The sequence below is a fragment of the Desulfovibrio oxyclinae DSM 11498 genome, from assembly GCF_000375485.1.
GTDB classification, from domain to species: domain Bacteria; phylum Desulfobacterota; class Desulfovibrionia; order Desulfovibrionales; family Desulfovibrionaceae; genus Pseudodesulfovibrio; species Pseudodesulfovibrio oxyclinae.
In genome coordinates this window covers 1-21,851 of the sequence record NZ_AQXE01000014.1, presented here as the reverse complement: position 1 = coordinate 21,851, position 21,851 = coordinate 1, and the positions used below count along the sequence as shown (strand labels likewise).

Sequence of the window (21,851 nt, the reverse complement as noted above, 5' to 3'; positions counted from 1 at the left end):
GCGCCTTGGAATATGATTGCGGCAATACCCTTTCAAGGAGGCTTCCATGGGACGCGAGACCATTCTTTTCAAAAGTGAAGAGCGCAAATCTTCGGCAGAGGCCGCAGCCGTGCTGAGAACCGTCGCGGACAAGATAGAGACCGGTTCCATCACGCTGACGGCTCAGGACACACAGGTGACGCTGGATATTCCGTCACAGGTCACCCTTGAAATCAAGGCCGAGGAAGAGGAAGGCAGGACGCTCAAACGCTCACTGGAACTCGAAATCGAATGGGCGGAAGGTGAAGACGCCTCGGCCGCGCAAGGTGTCACTATAGACTGATTGCGTCCAATCACTTTACCCCCGACCAATCAAAGGAAAGGGCCGACGGATCAATCCGTCGGCCCTTTTATCACAATGGGGTGCAGCGCGTCTCGCCACTTCACAGCGACGCACGCATACTGCAATATTACATGTCGAGAATCCGCTTGGCGGTCTCGTCCATGACGTCTGTAATGAACGGGACGCCGGTTTCACGTTCGGTTTCGCGGTTGCCGGAAGCGATGTCGTAACGCGAGATTTCCTCAAGGGAGAACTTGCGCGCACCGCACAGCAACTGCTGCAGTCCGGCAGAGAGCTTGTCCACGAGACCCCAGATGGCCACGGCGCCGAGCGGCACGTTCTTCATCTCGTCCTTGCCGACCTTCTTCTGCACGTCCTGATAACTGGTGAAGATTTCTTCGGCGGTGCTGCCGTAACGGGCAACGGAAGCCGGGAGCTTGTCCCAGTTGCCGTTGACGGCTTCGCGGCGCTCGGGATGCAGCACGCCTTCGATGTTGGCACCGAGGAACCCGGGGATCATCATGGCGCGGCCCATGCAAATCATCTTGGTAAACGGCGCGCCAAGCGACAGCGCCTTGAAGATGTTGCTGCACTTGCCGAAGCCGCCGGCAAAGGACATGTCCGGCACGCGCTGACCCTTGGCGGCGAGGTGCGATGCATACTCGTGCGCCTTGGAATGCAGCAGGATGGACGGCACGCCCCAGCTTTCCATCATGTTCCAAGGGCTCATGCCGGTACCGCCGCCGGAGCCGTCCATGGTGAGCAGGTCCAGCTCGGTTTCGGAAGCGCTGGCCATGGCCATCAAGTTCGCTTCCATGCCGTAGGAGCCGGTCTTCAGGGAGATGCGCTTGAAGCCGAGCTCGCGCAGGTAGTTGACGGTTTCGTAGAACTCGTCACGCACCTGCTCGTAAGAGGAAAGGTTGGTGTATCCCAGACGGCTGTGACGGGCAAAATGCTTGATGGCGCCCTGATGGAAACCCTCCTGAACCTCGGGCTTTTCCGGGTCCGGGTCCACAAGGTAGCCGCGCTTCTTGAGGAAGAGCGCGTAGTCGAGGCTGGAGACTTCGATCTCGCCACCGATGTTCTTGGCGCCCTGCCCCCACTTGAGCTCCACGATGACCTTGTCGCCGTATTTTTCGGCAAGGTATTCGGCCACGCCATTGCGAGTGTCCTCGACGTTCATCTGGACGATGATGGCGCCGTAGCCGTCGTAGTAGCGCATGTAGGTGTCGATGCGACGCTCCAGTTCGGGAGCCTTGGTGATGCGACCGTTGCTCATTTCGGCCTCGCGGTCCACACCGACCACGTTTTCGCCGACCACGATGGGCGCGCCAACCAGAGCGCAACCTGCGGCAAAGGAGTCCCAGTATTTGGCGGCGATGAATGTCGAGCCGAGAGCACCGGTCATAAACGGCACGCGACATTTGGTCTTTTCAGATGCACCGAAGGACGTTTCCAGATTCACGTCGGTAAAGAGGAGGTCCTCATCGCTGTTAACGGGGCCGGTAGCGCCGTAATTCAGCCCCTGAATGCGAAGGGAGTTGTAGGAAACGCCGACATGCGTGGTGTTGCCACTGCCCGCAGTGACCAACCCGAAGTCGCGGGGGTACAGAATTTCACGTCCACGCATCGAGGACATCCATGTCTCACATTTGCCCTGACAATCGGCCCGGCAAAGAGTGCACAGACCGGATTCAACGGCATTCCCGCGGTTTACGCTTCCCAGAACATCATTGCTTTTTGACCAATTCATTATTTGGATTCTCCTTCCATATGGATCATGAATAACAGTGCGAAGGGCAATACCAATAACGCAATGCGGTGTCACCCCTAAATGCATACTTTTGACATTTTCAGCCCTTTTTTCGACCAAAAAGCCACTAAAAAGCACTCATTACGCAGCAAGAAACAACATTATTGGCAAAAATCACTTCTTTTTTTCAAGCAAAAACTTCGGCACGCAATCAACGCAAAGGACATTTTCACACGAATGTGAAATGGCACTGTTTCTATAAAAACCTCAGGAAAAAGCCTTTTCTGCGAAATGCGAAAGGCCCACTACATGAACTCCCCCCTCTCAACCGAACCCGACCAAAGCCTAAACTCATCCACGTTTACCCGTATGGCTCTTCGTTCGGGAGTCTTCTTTCGGGGCAAGTGTTCCCGCCTGTGACTTGTTCGGAAACAACTGCGTAATGAGAGGTGAAGCCCTGAAACCAATCGTACGTCCCGGGAGATTAATATCGACTCATCGACTTCTGGGCTTTGCATCAGGCAGGATTTTGTGGTTATATTAAAAATAGTAGGTGCCATCTTTAGCGCAGTCCAAGAAGNAAGGAGTCTATGCAGAAGATTTTACAGTCCAAAAGCGTTCGTGCTCTGGTGATGCTCATGGTCATGGCAGTGTTCAACGCCGGATACGTGTCCGTGGCAAACGCGGAACTCATCCCCAGTGGAAAAACCCAAATATCGCAGGAACGAGCTCAGGACATGACCACTGTGCGGCAGGCCCTTGAAAGCAAGGTCGTCACCGAGCGATTGAGCGAGCTGGGCTTCTCCGAGCAGGAGGTTGACCAACGCCTTGCCATGCTCACTGATCAGGAAGTTTCCCAACTGTCCAACGACATTCAGAATGTGGACACCGCGGGTAGCGTAATTGGTGCCGTGGCCGGTGTGGCGGTGGTTTTAATCATCGTGCTGGCCATTCTGGAAATCACTGGCGATGCTGACAACTTCTAGTCACTACGAACACAATGCAAAAATTCACTCGCCGAATATTCGGCCGCTCCCGTGCTTTGGGAAAACCATGGCGCGGGAGCGACTCTTCCCGCACACGTGCACTCACAAGAACACTATTGGCCGGGTTAGTCGGGCTGGCCTTCGGTCTGGGTCTGGCCGCCTGTTCCACGCGCACCCTTCCGCCCGACTTCTCGCAGCCCACTGAATCGCACACTATCTCCTCGGTTCCCGCCTTTAAGCAGCGAACCATGCAATGCGGTCCTGCGGCGCTGGCATCAGTGCTCAACCACTACGGAAACTCTATCTCCCCTGATGAAATCGCTGCGGAAATCTATCGTCCAGAAAGTATGGGAACACTTAATCTCGATCTAGCCCTGTATCCGAGGCAGCGTGGATACAGCACCAAATGGTACTCTGGATCGCTGAGAAAGCTTCTGAACGCTGTGGACCGAGGACTCCCGCTCATCGTCATGGTAGATCGCGGCCTGCCTCCTCTGCAGGCGCTTCACTTCATGGTGGTTGCCGGTTACACCCCCGAAGGACTGGTGGTCATGGCCGGTGAAGACAAACCGGAGTTGACCCGTTGGAAAACCTTCGCCACACAGTGGGAGCGCACGAACCGCTGGACGCTCGAAATCCATCCTGACACGCAAGGCACCCCATGAACCCAATGAAGACACCGAAATCTTTACACTCGCTCAGCATCTGCCTCCTGACGCTCCTGCTCGCGCTTTCAGCTTCCGGCTGTGCCACAATGCGCGCTGTGATCGATCCACCTTCTGACCCGCTTACAGCCGAAGAACACCTTGACCTCGGACTGGCCTACGAGTCCGAAGGCCGCCTCAAGGAAGCTGTCAGACAATACGATCTTGCCGCAAAAGAAATCCCTGAAGCTTTAATGCTCAAGGGAAATGCGTTGTTCGCGCAGGGTAAATTGAAACAGGCCGCAGATTCCTTCGAATCCGCTGTGGAAGAACAAGACGACAACGCTGAGGCACGAAACAATCTGGCGTGGACATTATACGTGATGGACGAGGATCTTGAACGAGCTGAAAAACTTGCTGTGCGTGCGCTTGAGCTTGCCGGACCCACAAACCGTGAGGCTTACGAGGACACCCTCATTCGCATCCGCGCCAAACGGGCTGGTAAAGACTGACACCCGCGAGACACTACGATTGCGATTATTCACCCTTCAGCGGCAGTGCCATGAAGGGTGTCTCTCAGGTGAGGCCACGAAAGGACAATACGGCACAAAAAAGAACGCTGCCAACTTTCATCATTTCAACAGGTTAAACTTGCCACAGAAAACACGTTTCACACAGCTGAAGCCACGTACGAGTCACGCAAACCTTGACTTCGGAGATTCAATTTTCAACTTGCACCGATGATTCGACCAGTTCGAAAAAACACCTTTTATATCCCGGAAAATCAAAAGCCCCGCATATACAGTGCAGGGCTTTTAATTGAAAGCTGTTTCTTGTGGCCTTCCAGCATCAACTTCCATCAGTAAACACGATATTTTCCACCTTGTCAGCGGATATTTGCCGAGTAGCTTCGAAGGTCGCTTCTTTTGTTTTCTTGGTTATTATTGCCCCCGGGCCGCTGAAGTACACGGAAGAAACCGCATTTTCCGCTTGTCGGGTTTTGAGGCTGGCCCATTTACAGCTGAAACGATGGAGACATCACAAGACGAAAGCACCTGAAAAAGCATGCTTTTCGGAGCCTTTTTCAGGTGCATATTCACAATTATTTGCACACAAGGCCTTTGTGAAAAGCCCAAAGAAAAAGGACACCAACCGAAATGATTGGTGTCCTTGATTCTTTAATGGCGGAGCCGAAGGGACTCGAACCCTCGGCCTCCGGCGTGACAGGACACAAAAGGAAAACGGGAAGGCCGCTTATTTATATGATTTCAGCCGGTTAAAAACGTCACCAATCGCATTAAAATCACGTTTGACACGACTGAAGCCACGGACGAGCCACGTGAATTGGGCCTTCGACCAGTCTCTTTTCCGTCTGATCCATGGCTATTCCTGACCCGGATTTCGACATCTACTGACCAGTCTATGCAGAGTGCTCGCCTGGGACATCCAGCCCCATGTCCATGATGCGGATATACTCGCTGTAGGCGTACACCCGGTTGCGTTTTCTACCACTGACTTCCTTCACGATGCCGAAGAGCTCCAGGTTGCGCAAGGAGCTGTTGATCGTCGCATGAGTTTTTCCCGTAGCTTCGACCAGACTGGACGGGGTGGAGATCGGCTGTGCCAGCAAGGCGTCGTGGATGGCCTTGGCCGTTTCCTTCGCCTTACCCAATCCATTGATTGTCGCTGAATCCCTGGCAAACATGTCCTGAAGCTCCTTGGCCGTGAGGACTGCCTGGTCTGCCGTTCGCACGACCGCTTCGGCGAAGAACGCAAGCCAGGATTCCCAATCCCCTTTCCTTCTGACCGTATCCAACATGTCGTAATATTGCTGGCGATACGTCTTGAAGTAGAGACTGAGATACAAGGACGGCTGCTTCAAAAGCCCTTCCGCGCACAGAAGCAGAGTGATCATCAATCGGCCAAGACGACCGTTGCCGTCGAGATGTGGATGGATCGTCTCAAACTGCAAGTGCGTCAAGGCAGCCTTAAGGAGCGGCGGAATATCTTCATCATGAAGGAACTTCTCCAGGTCGCCCATAAGGTCCATCAAATGAGTATGTGGCGGCGGAATGAACACGGCATTTCCCGGACGAGTGCCACCAACCCAATTCTGGGTTCGCCGATATTCGCCCGGCGCAAGATTCTGGCCGCGCCCACTCCGAAGCAGAATCGCGTGCATCTCTTTAAGCAAACGCAAGCTCAGTGGGAAACCATCCTCCCGCATGCGCTTCAATCCATGATTTAGTGCTGCAACATAGTTGCTGACCTCGGCCACGTCATCCTGGGGAACAGACACGGCCTCGCCAACCTCGTGTGTCAGTAAGTCTGATAACGAAGACTGGGTTCCCTCGATCTGGGAGGAAAGAACAGCTTCCTTACGTACATACATATAAAGGAAGAGTTCCGTATTCGGAACGATCTCATTGATGGCGTTCAATTCGCCTAACGACACATGAGCCTGATCGAAAAGCTTCTGCAAGTCGCCGCCCCACTTGATACCCGGCTCCGGCGGCAGTGGATCAGGGATGAATGCCTCCACCCGTTCATCCTTGACGCTGACAATCTCGATACGTCCTGTTTTCTTTCTTAACATAAGAAGCCTTCTTATTTTAGAATAATCGACTAAACTAAAATAACAGAGCTGCTTATTTTAGGCAAATACGAAACTAAAACGAATATGCAGACCTCCACAGTTCTTCACATCAGACTGAGGAAAGGACTATTCATCCCCGGCAGTACGGCGTGTGTGGAGCCACCAAAGCCCCCTAATGACACGTTGTGGACAAGCATCATAGTTGCTCAAAAACACAATTTGGCGTTCCATCTTTTGGAATAAACTTTGGTTATCATTTGCGGGAGGGGCGACGTCAGAGGAAATGCCCAACTGTGCGATGGTCTTTTTTCAATCCACGCCCCTGCGGGAGGGGCATCTCCATTGGGCCAGAATTCTCTAATTTGCAATGGACCTAGTTTACGGGGACTTTACAAACCCATTGCTAACAAACTGAACACAACTTGAGCTATTTGCATTGTTCGCTCTTCAATTTCTGGTTCATTTTGTTTATACACCAATCAATAGTCAACATATTATTGTAAGGCCTAAACATGCACATCTCTCACGTTTCAATCAGAAATTATCGAAATTTCAAACAGCTAGACATATCTCTCGCCAACAAAGCGGTAATCATGGGAGAAAACTCGGTTGGAAAAACCAATTTTCTTCGTGCGCTTAGATTAATATTGGACCCCACCCTTCCCGATTCCGCGAGACATTTAACCGAAGACGACTTTTGGGATGGCCTGGATTCCCCCATCTCAAACCACAAGACAATTGAGATAGCTATTCTAATTGAAGGGTTTGAAGGCAACCCTAAACTTATGGCGTTACTCTCCGATTACGTCGTGTCCCCCAAAAAACCCCACCAAGCCAAAATCACATACAAATTTAAACCCGTCGCAGGGAGTGTGCCTGGCGAAGACGCAGAGTATGAATTTAATATTTATGGTGGACTAAACGAAGAAAACACCTTTGGGCACTATCAAAGAAAATTCATGCCCCTTCAAATACTGCCTGCTCTAAGAGATGCAGAAGGAGACTTAAAGTACTGGAATAGGTCTCCACTACGCCCCTTAATTGAAAGCCTAGCGCTAACCCACAAAGAATTAATCCCTGTAGCCACAGGGATAGACTCTGCTCAAAAGGAACTTGGAAAACTTGCTGGCGTTCAAGAATTAAGCGAAAGAATTGGGACACGCCTAAAGCAGATAGTAGGAGAACTCCACTCAATATCCCCATCACTCGGCGTAGCATCAACAGAAACCACACACCTATTAAGATCACTCAAACTCTATGTTGATGGGATCAATAAACGCTCGGTAGGCGAAGCAAGCTTGGGGCTGTGCAACCTTATCTACCTTGTACTCCTTTCCCTTGAACTAGAACGCAAAGAGCTAGCGGGTGAAAGAGCTACCACGATCTTAGCAATCGAAGAACCAGAGGCCCACCTCCACCCCCACCTTCAACGACTCGTTTTCAAAGATTTTTTCGACAAAAAGACAACCATTATACTAACAACTCACTCCCCTAATATAGTAAGCATAGCACCGATTAAATCCTATGCAATTCTTCGAGACTCAAACGGAGGAACAAAGGGCTATTCTTCTGCGCAGTCTGAACTAAGCGAATATGAACTCAACGATCTTGCTAGATACATGGATACCAATAGAGGCGAACTATTGTTTTCACGTGGTATCATTTTTGTTGAAGGCGCAGCGGAAGAGTACCTTACAACTCCTTTTGCAAAATGGCGAGGCATAGATCTTGATCAAAAGGGAATATCAGTGTGCAGCATAAATGGCACCCATTTTGAGCCGTATATCAAGCTCGTAAGCGAAAAAAATCTGAACATCCCATATGTCGTAATAACAGATGGAGATCCAGTTGATAACAATCGAAAAACCATAAACGCAGGCCTATCTCGAGGGATCAACATCGTAAACAAGGCATTAGGAGAAGACACGAAACACCTTGAAGCTCAATATGAACGCGGCTATTTGAAGGAAGTCCGTGTGAAACTTCAAGATTACAATATCTTTGTTGGAATTCACACACTTGAAATTGACCTTTGTAAAAATGCTCAAGATGAAATGTATAAAGCACTGGAAAGCTTGGGAGCAGGCACGACCACACTAAAAAGGTTTGAAGAACGAATTGCTGACACATCATTGGACGGCCTGCCGAGCTACGACAATAGGGCCTACATTTTAAACCGAATAGAAGATTATGGGAAAGGGCTATTTGCTCAACGGCTAGCATCAATATTAGATGATGACTATTCGCCTGAATATTTTGATTTAGCCATTGATAGAATCGACGACCTCGTCACCCCCAACTAAAATGTCGATTTATCTTCAAAAACAATTGAATCTACTACGAAAGAACGCTGAACAGTTCGAAGCATACAATTGCACAAACAGTTGTGCTGTCACAGCTGGACCAGGCAGTGGAAAGACCGCTGTTCTTACTCTAAAAATGATGAAACTTCTTAATGAAGACATCTCAGCGCCTCGTGGTGCAGCATGTATAACGTATAGCAATGAAGCAGTTAATGAATTCAGAGGTAGATTTAAAAAACTTGGCTTAAGACCCCGCCCTAATGTCTTTTTAGGGACACTCCACAGCTTCTGCCTTACCCACATACTAACACCTTTCTGTCAACACTACCTGCCAGAAGTACCACACCCATTAACAATCGCTTCAAATGAAATCGTTTCAGTTTGTAGAGCAAAAGCCAAAGACAAGCTGCCAACAGCAAGACTACCATGGGATGTTGAAAACGAGTACTTAAACGTAAGGCGAAAAATTCTAGATCGGTCTAGTCCGGCTTGGCATCAAGACCCTCAATGCGCCATGTACATTAGGGAATACGAGAGGCAATTAAGAAATCATGGATGCATCGATTTCGACGACCAAGTACTATTATCCTTAAACATAATTGATCAAGTCGACTATGTTAGGCGCAGCCTTGAGGCAAAATTTCCTTGGATTTTAATCGATGAATATCAAGATCTTGGCCACCCATTGCATCACTTGGTTATAACCTTACTTAATCAAACCGAAATAAAAATCTTCGGGGTGGGAGACCCAGATCAAAGCATATATGATTTCCAAGGGGCTGATCCAACTTACTTTAATATTTTCTCATCAAACGAACTCGTCAAGCCAGTCTCCCTCAGTCTCAACTACAGATGTGGTCAGAAAATTATAAATGCTGCTAGTTGCGCTTTGCCTACAGAAAATGCTGAAATACAATCTTGCTCCAGAGGCGACGCCGATCCTGGTGAAGTGTACTTTTGGGATAAGCCCGGTGGCTTGTCAGAACAATCTGAATACATAGCAACCCAGATAATACCTGGGATGATTGAAGAAGGAGTTCAATTAAAAGAAATTGCAATACTCTATCTGGATAAATACGACCTTGGGGTAATACAGCCAGAATTAGACAAATTTGAAATTCAGTACTCTGGCGAAAAAGATTTGAGATATGACAGAAGCCCACTTATCAGGTGGCTTGAAAGGATTGCACTGTGGAGCTGTAAAGGGCCAACAGAAAGCGGCATCCTATTCAAAGACCTGTTTCAAGATTGGCAGAAGTATAAAACGACAAGCCTCGAGGCTTCTTTAAGGCATGAACAATTAACCAATTTTTATGAAACCATAGCTGAGTTATCACTACCGAAGATATCGCTCATAGATTGGTTGACTCAGTTAAATAAGACTCTCGAAATCACTAAAATTTTATTAGAAAAAAGATCGTACGAACAAGCAAAATTTTCCTTGTTATTAAAAAACGCTGAAGCTGGGGGAAAACTAGCAAGCTACAACCTTGAAAACTTTGCAGGATGTGGGGCTAACCTCAACAAATTATGTTTGACAACCCTGCACGGCTCAAAAGGACATCAGTTCGATGCCGTTATCATTCCTGGACTCGAAGAAGGCCGAATCCCTAGATACGACAACACACCAACACAAACAGAAAACCAACGTCGACTATTTTACGTTGGTATCACTAGGGCAAGGAAATACGTACACCTGCTTTACTCTGGTTGGTATCGCACCCCCCGGAGTACGTTTAAACAGGGTCCCTCTTGCTTTGTTACGGAACTACAAAAACTTATCGTAGAATAGGCTGCTCAGCTACACATCCATTGCCGGCAACCAAACTTGTGATTAGTGATACAAACACAATCATCCCGGTGCAATTTATTAGCTCAATAAATCATGATCCAAACATGTTGTAAGTTCCAATCGGATTGAGCAAAGACACAGGCGCTAGCTCTAAACCATAGAGCACCATTAAGAAGTACCAGTCTTTGGCAGCCCTTCTTGGGTCGGCGGTCTATTCTCGTCAATAAACGCCGAAGTACATGGTAAACGATGAGCAATACCAAAATCGTTGAGCATTGCCTCATAATTCTCATCACCGCTTGCAATATAAGCAAACTGCTCCTTCAGCATCTGCTTATTCGCGACATTATTAACATAAGCCGAAGAAATATTTTCAAAAAGATTTAAATATGTCACAACGGTCTGTCTCATAATAATAGAAGCATGTGCTGTTAATTTGTTTTCAGCAGCACCTTCAAATACATACTTACATTCCTCGCACTCTCTACCGCACCCAGAATCTCGACACACAACAGACTTAACTAGCCCTTTCAAATCATCCGGGACAGAAAAAGGAGTCCCTTCGATTAAAGCCTTCTTATCTTTAACGGGTAGCTCTTTAACGAGCCTACGTGCAACAAAATTAATTCCATTGTTATTTAACGCATTCCATTTATGAAGCAAATCCAAAGAAACGGCTCTCCTTCTTTGCTTATGCTCCTCCACCATTTGATCCTTATTTTGTTTGAGTTGATCATTCAACGACCGAAGTTGTAACAAGGCAATAACAATAGCTATCACAACGAGTGACTGGGTTAAGAAGTAAACAATTTCCACAATAGAATTATTGGTGCTAAACAACAAAAACTCATCTTTGGGACCAAACCACAACATGACCATTCCCCATTTTGTTTCAAACTATATAACTATATTAATCATATTAACCATTTACCATCAGACAAGGTCGCAACTATTTCCCCATTCCCCCTAATTGCGAAGAAACACAATCCAAACAAAAATAGTCACATACATGACCTGAGAAGTAAACCCATCTCTGTGTAACGAGCATGGCCGTGCTGGTGGCCGTTGGCGTACGCATGGACGGCCATCGTGAGGTTCTCTGAGTGGAGGCCAAGGTGGGCGAGCGTTATCTTCTTTGGCGGGACTTCCTACAGGATTTGACCAGCCGTGGCCTGCATGGCGTCCGCCTGGTGATCAGCAATGCCCATGAGGGCCTGAAACGGGCCATCACCGAGGTCTTCCCGGGGGTCAAGTTGACAGCGGTGCCGTGTGCATTTCATGCGCTCCATCTTGGCCCACGTCTCGAAGCGTTACCAAGAAGTGGGTTCACTTTTTTGGACCACCCAACGGCAAAACTAAAGTGGCACACAATCAATCCAATTCTGTAATCAAATAATCCCAACATCCCTTGAACCTGAGCCGCCATCCCCGTCACCGTCGCCTGAGATTGACACGGCACGGGTTAGGCGGTTCGGTCAAGGCCGGATGACCGAAGGGAATCCGCCCGAAAGGGCTTGGCCTTGACCGGGCCGGTGACCGTGCCAGCCTGCAGGCAGGCGACGGGCGGCAATAAGAAATCTTCAGAAAGTCGGGCCCCCGAGTGGAAATCTGCAAAAGTGCCGTGGTATGGAAAACCATAAACCTAGACAGAAGGAGGCACTACAACCGATTTGGTCGTCATAAGTTTTGACGACAGTCAGAACTGATGACGACGTACGAAGCCCACGGCTTCAACGCTTACCGCCGTTTTTCCGAAACAAACGGCATCCTTTCCGAAACCAACGCCGGTTAAACGCATCAAACTTTGCCAGATGAACGACAGGACTACGCGCCTGCCGCTGCCAGCTTCCCCGAAGGTCACTTTCTGCTTGTTGCAGGCTTAAGACATATGCGCTTATGCGTGACATCCACTATTAAATGGACAATTAAAAGAGATCTCTTTTTACTGGGAACAGGGCATTCTTCATCCCGTATTTTGTTTGTGTGCGACTTTCGCCACAGGTTGCCCTATTTGGGCGGCTTGGCCCTCCTTGTTCTGAAGCGGTAATGCCTTTTCAGAGTGAGGGATTGAAAGCAGATCTCCTTGTGTCCGTTCGACGTTCCGGCCCTGTGCCGATTGTTTTATTTATCGTAATTTTGGGCGTCCCGGACAGGGACGACCGATTCTGAGTACACACCTTGCCCCGAGCATAGTCGTGTCCCTGTCTTTTACCCATGAAATGAGAAGCCCCTTCAGGGGGCTTTTGTCATTTCCGCGCCATGAGCCTGTCAGAAAAAGGGGGCGTCTTGCCGCCCCCTTCAAGGTGTGCTTAATGACAAGGTGGTTAAAAAAAAGCCGGAAAAAGGGAAAACCCAGAATGATGCATTTTCCATGTTTACGCCCTTGATTTTTTGATTTTGCACATGGTTATGATGATGGGTTGGCCCAATTCCGAGTCACCCAATAACCATGGGGACATCCATGAAGAAAAACACAAAGGGCCTTCATTTCGCAGTCGCCAGAGCAAGCCTTTCTGGTCGAAAGTCGAAACAACATCGGATCCGCAACAACGCAAAGATGTTTGCAACTGAGCTTCAGAGAGCAGGACTGGGCGTTAAAAAGTGGGAAAATCTGACTAATAAGCACTTTCAACGTGTGGCGGATTCGATGAAAGCCCGAGAGGTTGGTGATGGGCGCATCGCTGAGGTCTTCTCTGCAGCACGTCACGTATGTAATGCATATGGAAACGACGGTATTGCACGCGAAAACAAAGAGTTCGGTGTTGAACGTGGGCGGATTGGCAACAACATTTCACGGGCCGCCGATCCTGAAAAAGTCGTCCAAATCATCGATGGGTTGCGTAATGATGACAATTACAGGCATTCCGCCCGATGCGCTGTACAGATTGAGCTTCAATATGAACTGGGTCTTCGCCGAGAAGAGTCCGCGAAAGTCGATTTAGTGAATGACTGGGACCGGGAGCAACATACCCTATTGGTTCACAATGGAACCAAGGGAGGCCGACCTCGTACCCTTCACTTGTCGGAGCAACAAGAAGCTGCCTTGAAATGTGCCGAAGAGTTCGTTTCGCCATCAAACCGAAAAGGGGTTTTCAATTTAATGCCCCCGGGGATGGGTGACTCCTGGCTGAATCGCTTAGACTATGCCGCACGAAAAAGTGGCCTGACAAAAAAGAGGTTGGGTTACACGCTTCATGGCAACCGACACGAGCGTTTCAGACAGGTTTACGTGGAACACACAGGCTTCCAGCCACCAAACCAGCACCGGTCTCATGAAGACTTTGTGCAAGAAGCTGAGAAAACCGCCGGGACTCAGTGGCCGTCACTGGACAGCGAGGCCCGGGACCAAATCGAGGTCATGGCTGGCCATTCCCCAGGCCGGCGAGACATCTCTGATGCCTACCTTGGGTCAAGCAAGATTAGATGACAGAAGCCCCCGCAAGGGGGCTTCTCAGTTCTTTCCCTAACAAGTCAGGGAGAAGGTCTGGATGAGCAGAAAAGCATCTTTCGGAACGACCTTTTTTGACGATTTTCATAACCACATGATTTAAATAAATATAAATTTTCAAAAAACCTACCCCTGAACCTAGAGATTTCCGTTTCGCACGTTGTAAGCAGGCGGGTTAACCAACAATCAGGATGGTCGTTTGGTGCCCGAAGTGTTGAAAGTCAAAGACGTAGCGAAGATGCTGAATTGCTCCGAAAGCCTTGTGCGGCGTGCGGACATGAAGCAGCTTCTTGGTGCGTTCACGGTGGGGAAGCGAGGGATTCGCTTTCATCGTCAAGCTGTGGAGGCGTACATGCGTCAGGGGTGCGTAAATGTTTCCGAGCGTGAGGTTTCAAGGGGTTGTGACGCTCCTCGCCAGCGCAAGCGGAAATTGACGTCTTTACATGATCTTTGGTAATATCTTCAGGTAAATAAGCGGCCTTCCGAGAAGAGGATACCTACATGCCTTACAAGGAAGGAAAAAAGTGGCGGGGCGCGGTGCGTTTTACCCCGTCGGTTGGAAAGCAGCTTCGACGCACAAAGCTCTTTGACAGAAAGCGAGAAGCCGAAGCGTGGGAACGCGAGACCCTCAAGGTGCTTGAACTGGCTGATCGCCAAAAGCGCAAGGACTTGGACACTGTCGGCAGACTCCTTGTTGCCGGGGAGTGGGCCGAACGGTACTTGGATTACGCCAAGACCACTTGGTCGGAAAAGACGTATGATTCAAAACGTCGGGCCTTCAAGCGGCTGTTTAGAGACAGCATCAGGCCGGAAATGCCGGTTGGCGAGATAAGCCCCGCCGTTGCGCTGGATCATCTGAGCAAGCTGAACCGGCGAAAGAACGGCAACACGGCAAACAAAGACCGCAAGAATCTCGTCGCCGCATGGAACTGGGGAGCCAAATACCACAATATGAATCGAGTCAACCCGTTTCAGCTGGTCGACAAGTTCCCTGAAAAGCGGCACCCCCGCTATGTTCCGCCGTTTGCGGATTTCAAAACGGTGCTGGACACTGCTGACGAATATGAGCGGTTCGTGCTCCTGACCACCTTCTTTACGGCTGGCCGGAAGTCGGAAATCTTCCGCATCAAGTGGAGCGAGGTGGATTTCGACAAAGGCACTGTTGGCTTGTGGACGCAAAAGCGCCGTGGCGGAAACTGGGAATTTGATGAAGTTCCCATGGCCGACGCTCTCCGGGCAGAGCTTGCCAAACGCAAGCTGCAAGCCGGAAAAGCGGAATTTGTGTTTGATCAGTCCCTTTGGATGGTCCGGGACAGCCACAATCGGTGGCTGAGCAAGCTGTGCGACAAAGCCGGGGTCAGGCAATTCGGGTTTCACGGCATCCGCCACCTGTCGGCAAGCATCGGCATGGAGACCGGAGCAAACATTCTGGACATCCAGCAGTTGCTTCGCCATACCTCTACACGCACGACGGAACGGTACATCCACCGCACCACCAGAAACAACCGGGCGGTGAGCGCCTTGGACAAGGCCATGCGGACGCCGTCGAGCGAACACGGCCTGTGGGACAAGGCAGAAGGTGAAAGCTGATGAGGTACAGCCAAGTTGAGAAAAGTGCCGAAAAAGCTGTGTGCCACCTGAAGCCACGAAGACGAGCCACGAAACGCGAAAACGGCACAAAAAAAGGGTCACACTTTCGTGTAACCCTTTGATTTTAATGGCGGAGCCGAAGGGACTCGAACCCTCGGCCTCCGGCGTGACAGGCACGTGACCTAGCTAATCACCGCCGTTTTTATTGAATATTATTGGGGCGTACGAAGCCTCGGTGCGGCTCGGTGGGTTTAAAGGGCCCACCTGTGGGCCCACTAAAGTAGTACCGTTCCACCATGTAAGATCGATTCTATTTCTCACGTTCTTTCGCTTCGAGAATTACTATCCTATCCAGCTAATCATCTTGAGTGACAAAAGTAGGTCCACTTTGTTGGATCACCTGAAAGCTATGCGGAATCCATGAAAACAAACCACCGAACACGAAAACGGCATGAAAATGGCTCAAGCTTACGTAAGAAACTGATTTTAGGACAAAACCAAAGAGACTCGAATCCTCATACTTCGACGTGAATTAGCAGAGGTAAAGTCTATTATTCAAGAATTTTACAGAGCTCTAGTTCTGAAAAAACATGCACTTGTGATATAGGCGACAGGGACCATCTGTCCGTATTTCCACCTAATCCTCATCACCATGAGATTATATGGAAAACCCGGATGATTATCTCAATTTTGGAAGAGAGATGCTATGAGCTTTGATAGGAGCACTTTGAACTACTTAATTACGGTTGAAGGAGAGACCTTAAATAACTTGCCCTAAATACGAGGCATTGAGGAAAGCTGAATAGGTCGACTTTTAAGCTCACATCTTGGCATTGCCATCGTCATGGGTTATAGACTGATAAAAAACAATTGTCTAATCCCCAATCCAGAAAAACATTATGCAAAAAAGTGTACTTATTAAACTCTCAGAGGATCAAATTCCTACAGTTGTATCGTATAGCTTAGAAAAAAATGAACACTCAATTGGGACAGAAGCTAGAGCAAGTGGCCTAAAAGGTATTACCAATGTCTTCAATTTCAAAAAAGATCTCGGACAAAGCGAAAAAGAATTCACAAGGAAAAAATACTGGATCGCCCCTTCTGGCATCCACGATAGAGACACCAAAGTTCTCAGCGCAAAAGAAGCTGCAAAAATCTTTATCGAAAAGGCGCTTGGCTCACATGCTGTTCCTGGCAAAGTGGTAGTAGGCGTACCAGCCATACCTGACCCGTCCTGGGCAGAGAGATATCGAGCAAACATTCGCGACATTTTTACTGAATTAAAAATGGAGCAACCTGAATTTTTTCATGAACCGCTAGCAATTTATAATTCATACAAAAAAGCATCCCAAAAACGAGCTGCTCTAAAACAAAAAGAAGATGTCTTGATCATCGACATTGGTGGAAGCACTTTTAATAGTTGCATCGTCAGATCCAAAAAAGATGGAAATATTCATCGATCAGGATCTTATTCTGTCCCACTAGGGATTAATGCGGATTTTGATGGGGGGAGTAAGGTCGATCAGCTTTTGTTGGAAAAGCTAGTCAGTCAATTCTTTCCCATTGTCGGTCACCTCCTGGACGTTTGTTACGCCCAATTCGGTGTCCAAGAAAACCCTAGGGCAATCCAGTATCTCAAAAAGTGGAGTTGCATGGAAAGAAGATCCGATGAACCGGGCATTGTCAGGTAAAAAACCAACTCTAATGCTCGTGGAAGACGCGAAGATCAAGCTTTGCGGCGAGCTCCGAGGCAAAAAACTCCACCACAATTGCTCAAAGAATTCTGTAAAATTAACATTCCCTCCCGGATGGCTTCATCATGAATCGGAAATATCAACAACTCTGAACGGGAATGACATAAAGAAAATTGTTATAAAAATATGGGAGAAAGAGTGGCTTCCTATTATTGAAAACACAATCAGTGACGCTAATCAAAAGATTAAATCGACCAAACGTGGCGACAAAGACCCTATCAAAATTTCCAAGATCATCTGTGCAGGCGGGTCCTCTAACCTCCCGTTCCTTCCCTTGCTCATCTATAAAGCATTTGCGGATACCATCAGTCAAAAAGATATTTTAAGGAGCCAAAACCTTGCTGCCACAGTAGCCACCGGGTTGGCGTGTGAGTGTAAGTACCAATCAGACAGGCAACCCTCCCTGATGAGTGACAAACTCGCACCCTGCCTTCTTAATGAACTGTATTTCGGAATAAGAAGAGACAGAAGCTCTCCAATCATTCCCGTAAAAATTCTAAACGGAGGAAGTAGCATAAAGAATGGCAGATTAACGCTCAGCCCATATATCCTAGACAATTATAAAACAAACCTTGCTATTGAGACTCCTTTCCCCCTTGAAGACAAAATACTCTACTGCTTCTCAAACAAACCCTTTGGAAGCGAAACTGAATGTCAATTAAACTTCTCTGACGACATTGCGCGATTGCCATTTAATGGCAAGGCGGCTTCTAAAGCCAAAATTGAGATTGAATTTAAAGAGGATGGTTACATCAAATGTAATCTTTACGTGAAAGGAAAGGGTGCGCGGGCAAAGTCAGGATATGAAAAAGTCTCTCTGCCTGAATTTGAATTCCCCAACTTACACATACGAGAAGGAAACATATACTATGGGTTCGACTTTGGAAATTCCAACAGCTACCTAGTCAAAGTTCATACAAAAAAAGAATCGTCGCTCAACATCGAGTCATACCCATCATACATTGTAAACAAAAAAACCAAAAACAAATTACATAGAATCCATGAGGAACTCGGGAAAACCACATTCAACAAATCTAAAATCATAGCATATGCTGACAGGATTAAGGCAGAGCACGTATATCATTCGAACAAAATTGAGCAAATAGACTTTAGCAAAGGCGAAACCGAAAAAATCATCGAAGAAAATAATCCGAATGAATCTTCGACAACGGAAGTCAGGAATCTTGGGAAAGCATACACCTGGATGACGCACAACTGTAATACGGTAAGCGATTCACCAGAAAACTTTATTAGAGAACTTAACAGGCAGTTACTTTCTGGAGTGGCTGATAACGCCGGAGAATACCGTTCCGGTCCTGTGCGAATTGGGGGAGCTAAAATCACTCCCCCCAATGCAGCCACTGTGCCTGCTTTAATGCATGAGCTCGCAGAAGAGATCAGAACAAAGAAAGATGATCGTTCCCCTCTAGAGTTTGCAGTTAGCATGCATACGAAATTTGTTTTCATTCACCCCTTTGAAGACGGTAACGGCAGAACAGCACGCTTGCTACTAAACTGCTTACTTATTAATAACGGACTTCCTCCGATGCTGGTAAGCTCCGAGAACAGGAACAGATACATCAATTCACTAGACAACGCCTCTTCAGGTGACCTATCTGAACTGATTCTTTTTTTTATTGATGAATTCAAATCGACACTGTCAGCATACAATTCATTTGCAAGTCGAAAGGAGAAGCCTAAGGAAGACAAACCCCAAAAGGATCAACCAAAAATCAAGAAAACAAGCTCATCACCAGTTTTTGCTGCTAAGTCCAAAAGTTGCGACAGCTATCTCTACGAATCTATTTTGCACATGGCGAAATATTGCACAAATATCTTCTTAGTTAAAAACAGAGGCTTCAATATATCTATTGAAGATTACTCTCTTCCCACTTGTGAATACTTATCTGGGAAAGTCGACATAATAGAAAAAATAGTCAAATGGTATTTTGTTCTAGAAATGACAAGCGGAGCCCGAGTTGAAAAGTTTTTATTCTATTTTGATTTTGTCACACCTCAGACGTATGGAGACATCAGATTAGGCAACACTACACTCAATATTGCAAGGTATTCAGATGGCTCTTATGAGGATCTCTCCGTTGAGCCGATTACTATGCGCGACCTAAGTTCAGGAGAAAGAAGTATTTTTATTTCTCCACACCTAACGAAGCTAAAGGAAGAATCTTTTTCAAGGCTACTAACAGAGATAAAAGAGGCCTATTTTTAGGCACAGCAACACGTTATCTTCAGAATTGCTGGCACAGGGTATTCGATTTTGACGTTGAGCGTGTAGTTCATTGATAGAAAAGTATAGACATCTGGAAATGAGTCGATCAAGAAAAAAAGAGGTGAGTCTGAGATATTGGGCCACAACTTAAAGTGGACGTAAGAAGGCCAAAGGAGGCTTTTAATGTCCAAGAAGAGAAGAAGATTTCCCACTGAGTTCAAAAGCCGTCTTGCCTTGAAGGTTCCTTTCCGGTGAACACCCCTTAGAGCTTCTTTCACAGAGCTCATATAAGATTCTGGTTTCCTCTATCCTGCAGTCATTCCCCTTCATTTGCATCCGGGCCTTCGCTGTTCTACTGAAACTCAATGTCTGTCCCCCACATACAGTTCCAAATCCTCCGCCACCTAGCTGCCTCATGGATCACATCCTACGGCATCCATGATTTCAGACGTGAGGCAGAGCGCCAGCAAAAGCCAATAGCAAGCGCCGAGTTAGCCAAGTGGCTTTCTTTTTACCGAAATCATCGCCGCCTGACTGACGGGATATTCCGTTCTTTTGGTCTGAATGACCTTGGCCCATTCGATAAGCCTTATGGCAGCGCCTCCTTACCGGATGGCTTCCGTATGCAGGATTTCCATGACCAATCGGCAAAAAGGGTTGAACCAGAGCTAACCGCCGAAGGACAGTTTTCCATTGAACTGGCGTTCATGGCTCTCGTCTGGGTTCCTTGCATTGCCCTGTATGGTGACTATCCTCCCAACCTTCTCCGAAAGGCTCGACACGGGGATTTGGACACGATCTGTCGTCTTATTGTGGTCGATAAGTCTGTTGTTGCTGAACCCCGGATAGCGCAATGGGTTCTCGAATGGTCCTTGGCTATTGACCGACCCAAGTTGGAGCAGATCGGCAAGGCTTTTCAGACTGATTTACCGAAACTCACCCCGAAACAGTGCAAGATCACTTGGGCTCAGTTTGTCGATTCCATGGCCGTACGCATGGGCTACCCTATAAACATTCCTGAGATAAGAGGAATCTTCGACTCTTTGGCGCAAGAGGAAGGGCTAGGCCCACATGACCTCGATCTAGCCGAAATGACGGATGATGCCCTCTACAGGGCGATTCGAAAGCGCCCCAAACCCTTGAAAGACCTCCCTTAGCCCTGCCTTCCCCCAGCCATCCCTTGAGCCAGAGCTGAAAAGTTGCCATCCCTCTCGCCGTCGCCTGACATCCACGCAGCATGAGCAAGGCCGTGGAATCAAGGCCGAGCGACCGCAGGGAGCGAGCCGCAGGGCAGCCTTGATTCTTCGGACGCTCATGCTCTTCTGCCCCAACGAGGGCGAGCAAAATCAGCTAGTATACCACCCGGCCCAACCGAGCACCCGGACATTTTTTTCTTTCGATGTGTCCGGGTGCTTTCGTGTTTGATTTCCTAATCAAATCACATGCAAAACAAATCTCAAACCAACGGAAATCGTCAGAGGCAGCCCTCTAAAGGGGGGCGAATGACTATCAGCCCCCCTCCAAAGGTGAAAACGAGGCCCCAAAAGGGTGTGCAAGTGCTTACGGGCGGCGTGGATTCCCTGAATCTGGCTCTGGATATCCAGTGGAAGGATGAAAAGACGTTCAAGATTCTGGAAGAAGCAAAAGCGTGTGCTGCAAAGGATCAAAAGCCCAGCCCTGTCTTCATCTATGATCCCGAGCAAGAGAGAAATATTCCCTTTTCCGTTCTGCCGCATGGCACTAATGGCTATAGCTGGATACTCACAAGCCGTGAATATGCCATACGGATCGGCGATTGGATCGACCCAAAGCAACGGCCGAGCGCCATGGTGGAAGTCCGATCCGAAACCCTTTGGCATCGTGGGCTGGTTGATTCGGTAACAAGCATACTGCGCGGGCTTGAAGCGTGTGAGGCCAAAGTGTTGAAGACCAAGCCAAGCCGCATGGATCTTTGCATGGACCTCCTTATGCCTGAAGCCATGTGGAAGCCTTCGCTTGTCGAAAAGGCTTTCACCAGAGCCACGCAGTATTCAACCTACATGCAGCACCGCAAATTCTCAGGGATGAGCATTGGTAAAGGCAAGCTCAGTGCCCGCTTGTATGACAAGGCTCTGGAAATCCAGTCTCAATCCAAGAAAACGTGGATGTACGACATCTGGCAATTGGAAGAAGTGCCGGAGGGCAAAAAGGTCATTCGGGTTGAATTCCAACTCAGGCGCGAAGCGCTGAAGGCACTCGGACTCGATTGCATTNAGGATGCGTTCAAGAGCCTTGAAAATGTCTGGGCCTATTGCACGCAAAATTGGCTCAAGTTCCAAACAAGCGGCAAGCATCATACGCAACGCCGCACCTTGCCGTGGTGGAAGAAGGTCCAGCAAAGCTACCTCGGTGTGCATGATCCGGTACCGTCCATCAGAGCCAAGGCCATTCGCAATG

At 48.3% G+C, this 21,851-nt stretch carries 15 protein-coding genes and 1 pseudogene; 13 read left to right on the top strand and 3 right to left on the bottom strand.

Annotated elements, in window-relative coordinates:
• The first annotated feature begins 46 nt into the window (after positions 1-46).
• The gene (locus tag B149_RS0114065; protein WP_018125808.1) at positions 47-322 is read left to right on the top strand and encodes an amphi-Trp domain-containing protein; all 276 of its coding nucleotides are present in this window, start codon (positions 47-49) and stop codon (positions 320-322) included.
• Positions 323-449: 127 nt separating this feature from the next.
• On the opposite strand, the gene B149_RS0114060 is transcribed toward B149_RS0114065, so the two are convergent.
• Complete coding sequence (locus B149_RS0114060) at positions 450-2,075, bottom strand: glutamate synthase-related protein (RefSeq protein ID WP_026167623.1); 1,626 nt, start codon at positions 2,073-2,075, stop codon at positions 450-452.
• 590 nt (positions 2,076-2,665) lie between these two features.
• On the opposite strand from B149_RS0114060, the gene B149_RS0114055 reads away from it, so the two are divergent.
• The 3 genes from B149_RS0114055 to B149_RS0114045 all read left to right on the top strand — a co-directional run bounded on the left by B149_RS0114055 (position 2,666) and on the right by B149_RS0114045 (position 4,217).
• A complete protein-coding gene (locus tag B149_RS0114055) occupies positions 2,666-3,061 on the top strand; it encodes a PA2779 family protein (protein ID WP_018125806.1) in 396 nt (131 codons plus the stop codon).
• A gap of 116 nt (positions 3,062-3,177) precedes the next feature.
• Positions 3,178-3,726, top strand: a complete 549-nt coding sequence (locus tag B149_RS18405; protein ID WP_245533222.1) for a C39 family peptidase — start codon at positions 3,178-3,180, stop codon at positions 3,724-3,726.
• An 89-nt stretch (positions 3,727-3,815) separates the two neighbouring features.
• Entirely contained in the window at positions 3,816-4,217 is a 402-nt protein-coding gene (locus B149_RS0114045; RefSeq protein WP_169332927.1) for a tetratricopeptide repeat protein, read from the top strand.
• Between the two features lie 908 nt (positions 4,218-5,125).
• On the opposite strand, the gene B149_RS0114040 is transcribed toward B149_RS0114045, so the two are convergent.
• On the bottom strand, positions 5,126-6,301 hold the full coding sequence (locus tag B149_RS0114040) for a Fic family protein (RefSeq protein WP_018125803.1): 1,176 nt from the start codon (positions 6,299-6,301) through the stop codon (positions 5,126-5,128).
• Positions 6,302-6,813: 512 nt separating this feature from the next.
• Between B149_RS0114040 and B149_RS0114035 the strand changes: the two genes are divergently transcribed.
• Together B149_RS0114035 and B149_RS0114030 are read left to right on the top strand one after the other, a co-directional pair.
• A complete protein-coding gene (locus B149_RS0114035) occupies positions 6,814-8,604 on the top strand; it encodes an ATP-dependent nuclease (protein ID WP_018125802.1) in 1,791 nt (596 codons plus the stop codon).
• Position 8,605: 1 nt separating this feature from the next.
• Positions 8,606-10,396: an ATP-dependent helicase gene (locus B149_RS0114030; RefSeq protein WP_083909246.1), complete on the top strand. Its 1,791-nt coding sequence runs from the start codon at positions 8,606-8,608 to the stop codon at positions 10,394-10,396.
• 168 nt (positions 10,397-10,564) lie between these two features.
• Here B149_RS0114030 and B149_RS0114025 read toward each other — a convergent pair whose 3' ends face one another.
• Positions 10,565-11,269 carry a hypothetical protein gene (locus B149_RS0114025; protein WP_018125800.1) on the bottom strand — a complete coding sequence of 235 codons (705 nt, stop codon included), beginning with the start codon at positions 11,267-11,269 and terminating at the stop codon, positions 10,565-10,567.
• 164 nt (positions 11,270-11,433) lie between these two features.
• Between B149_RS0114025 and B149_RS19000 the strand changes: the two are divergent.
• The 7 genes and pseudogenes from B149_RS19000 to B149_RS0113980 all read left to right on the top strand — a co-directional run.
• Positions 11,434-11,740 (top strand): annotated as a pseudogene (locus B149_RS19000) (transposase); the annotation flags it as partial.
• 1,117 nt (positions 11,741-12,857) lie between these two features.
• A complete protein-coding gene (locus tag B149_RS0114010) occupies positions 12,858-13,823 on the top strand; it encodes a site-specific integrase (RefSeq protein ID WP_018125799.1) in 966 nt (321 codons plus the stop codon).
• Between the two features lie 223 nt (positions 13,824-14,046).
• Positions 14,047-14,301, top strand: a complete 255-nt coding sequence (locus B149_RS18995; RefSeq protein WP_425386882.1) for a helix-turn-helix domain-containing protein — start codon at positions 14,047-14,049, stop codon at positions 14,299-14,301.
• Between the two features lie 44 nt (positions 14,302-14,345).
• Positions 14,346-15,434: a tyrosine-type recombinase/integrase gene (locus B149_RS0114000; protein ID WP_018125797.1), complete on the top strand. Its 1,089-nt coding sequence runs from the start codon at positions 14,346-14,348 to the stop codon at positions 15,432-15,434.
• An 899-nt stretch (positions 15,435-16,333) separates the two neighbouring features.
• Positions 16,334-17,125: an Hsp70 family protein gene (locus tag B149_RS0113995; RefSeq protein WP_018125796.1), complete on the top strand. Its 792-nt coding sequence runs from the start codon at positions 16,334-16,336 to the stop codon at positions 17,123-17,125.
• Positions 17,037-19,415: a Fic family protein gene (locus tag B149_RS18100; protein WP_169332926.1), complete on the top strand. Its 2,379-nt coding sequence runs from the start codon at positions 17,037-17,039 to the stop codon at positions 19,413-19,415. The genes B149_RS0113995 and B149_RS18100 overlap by 89 nt, the downstream gene beginning before the upstream one ends.
• A gap of 365 nt (positions 19,416-19,780) precedes the next feature.
• Positions 19,781-20,572 (top strand): hypothetical protein, encoded by a 792-nt coding sequence (locus tag B149_RS0113980; protein ID WP_018125793.1) that lies wholly within the window; start codon positions 19,781-19,783, stop codon positions 20,570-20,572.
• Positions 20,573-21,851: the final 1,279 nt, after the last annotated feature.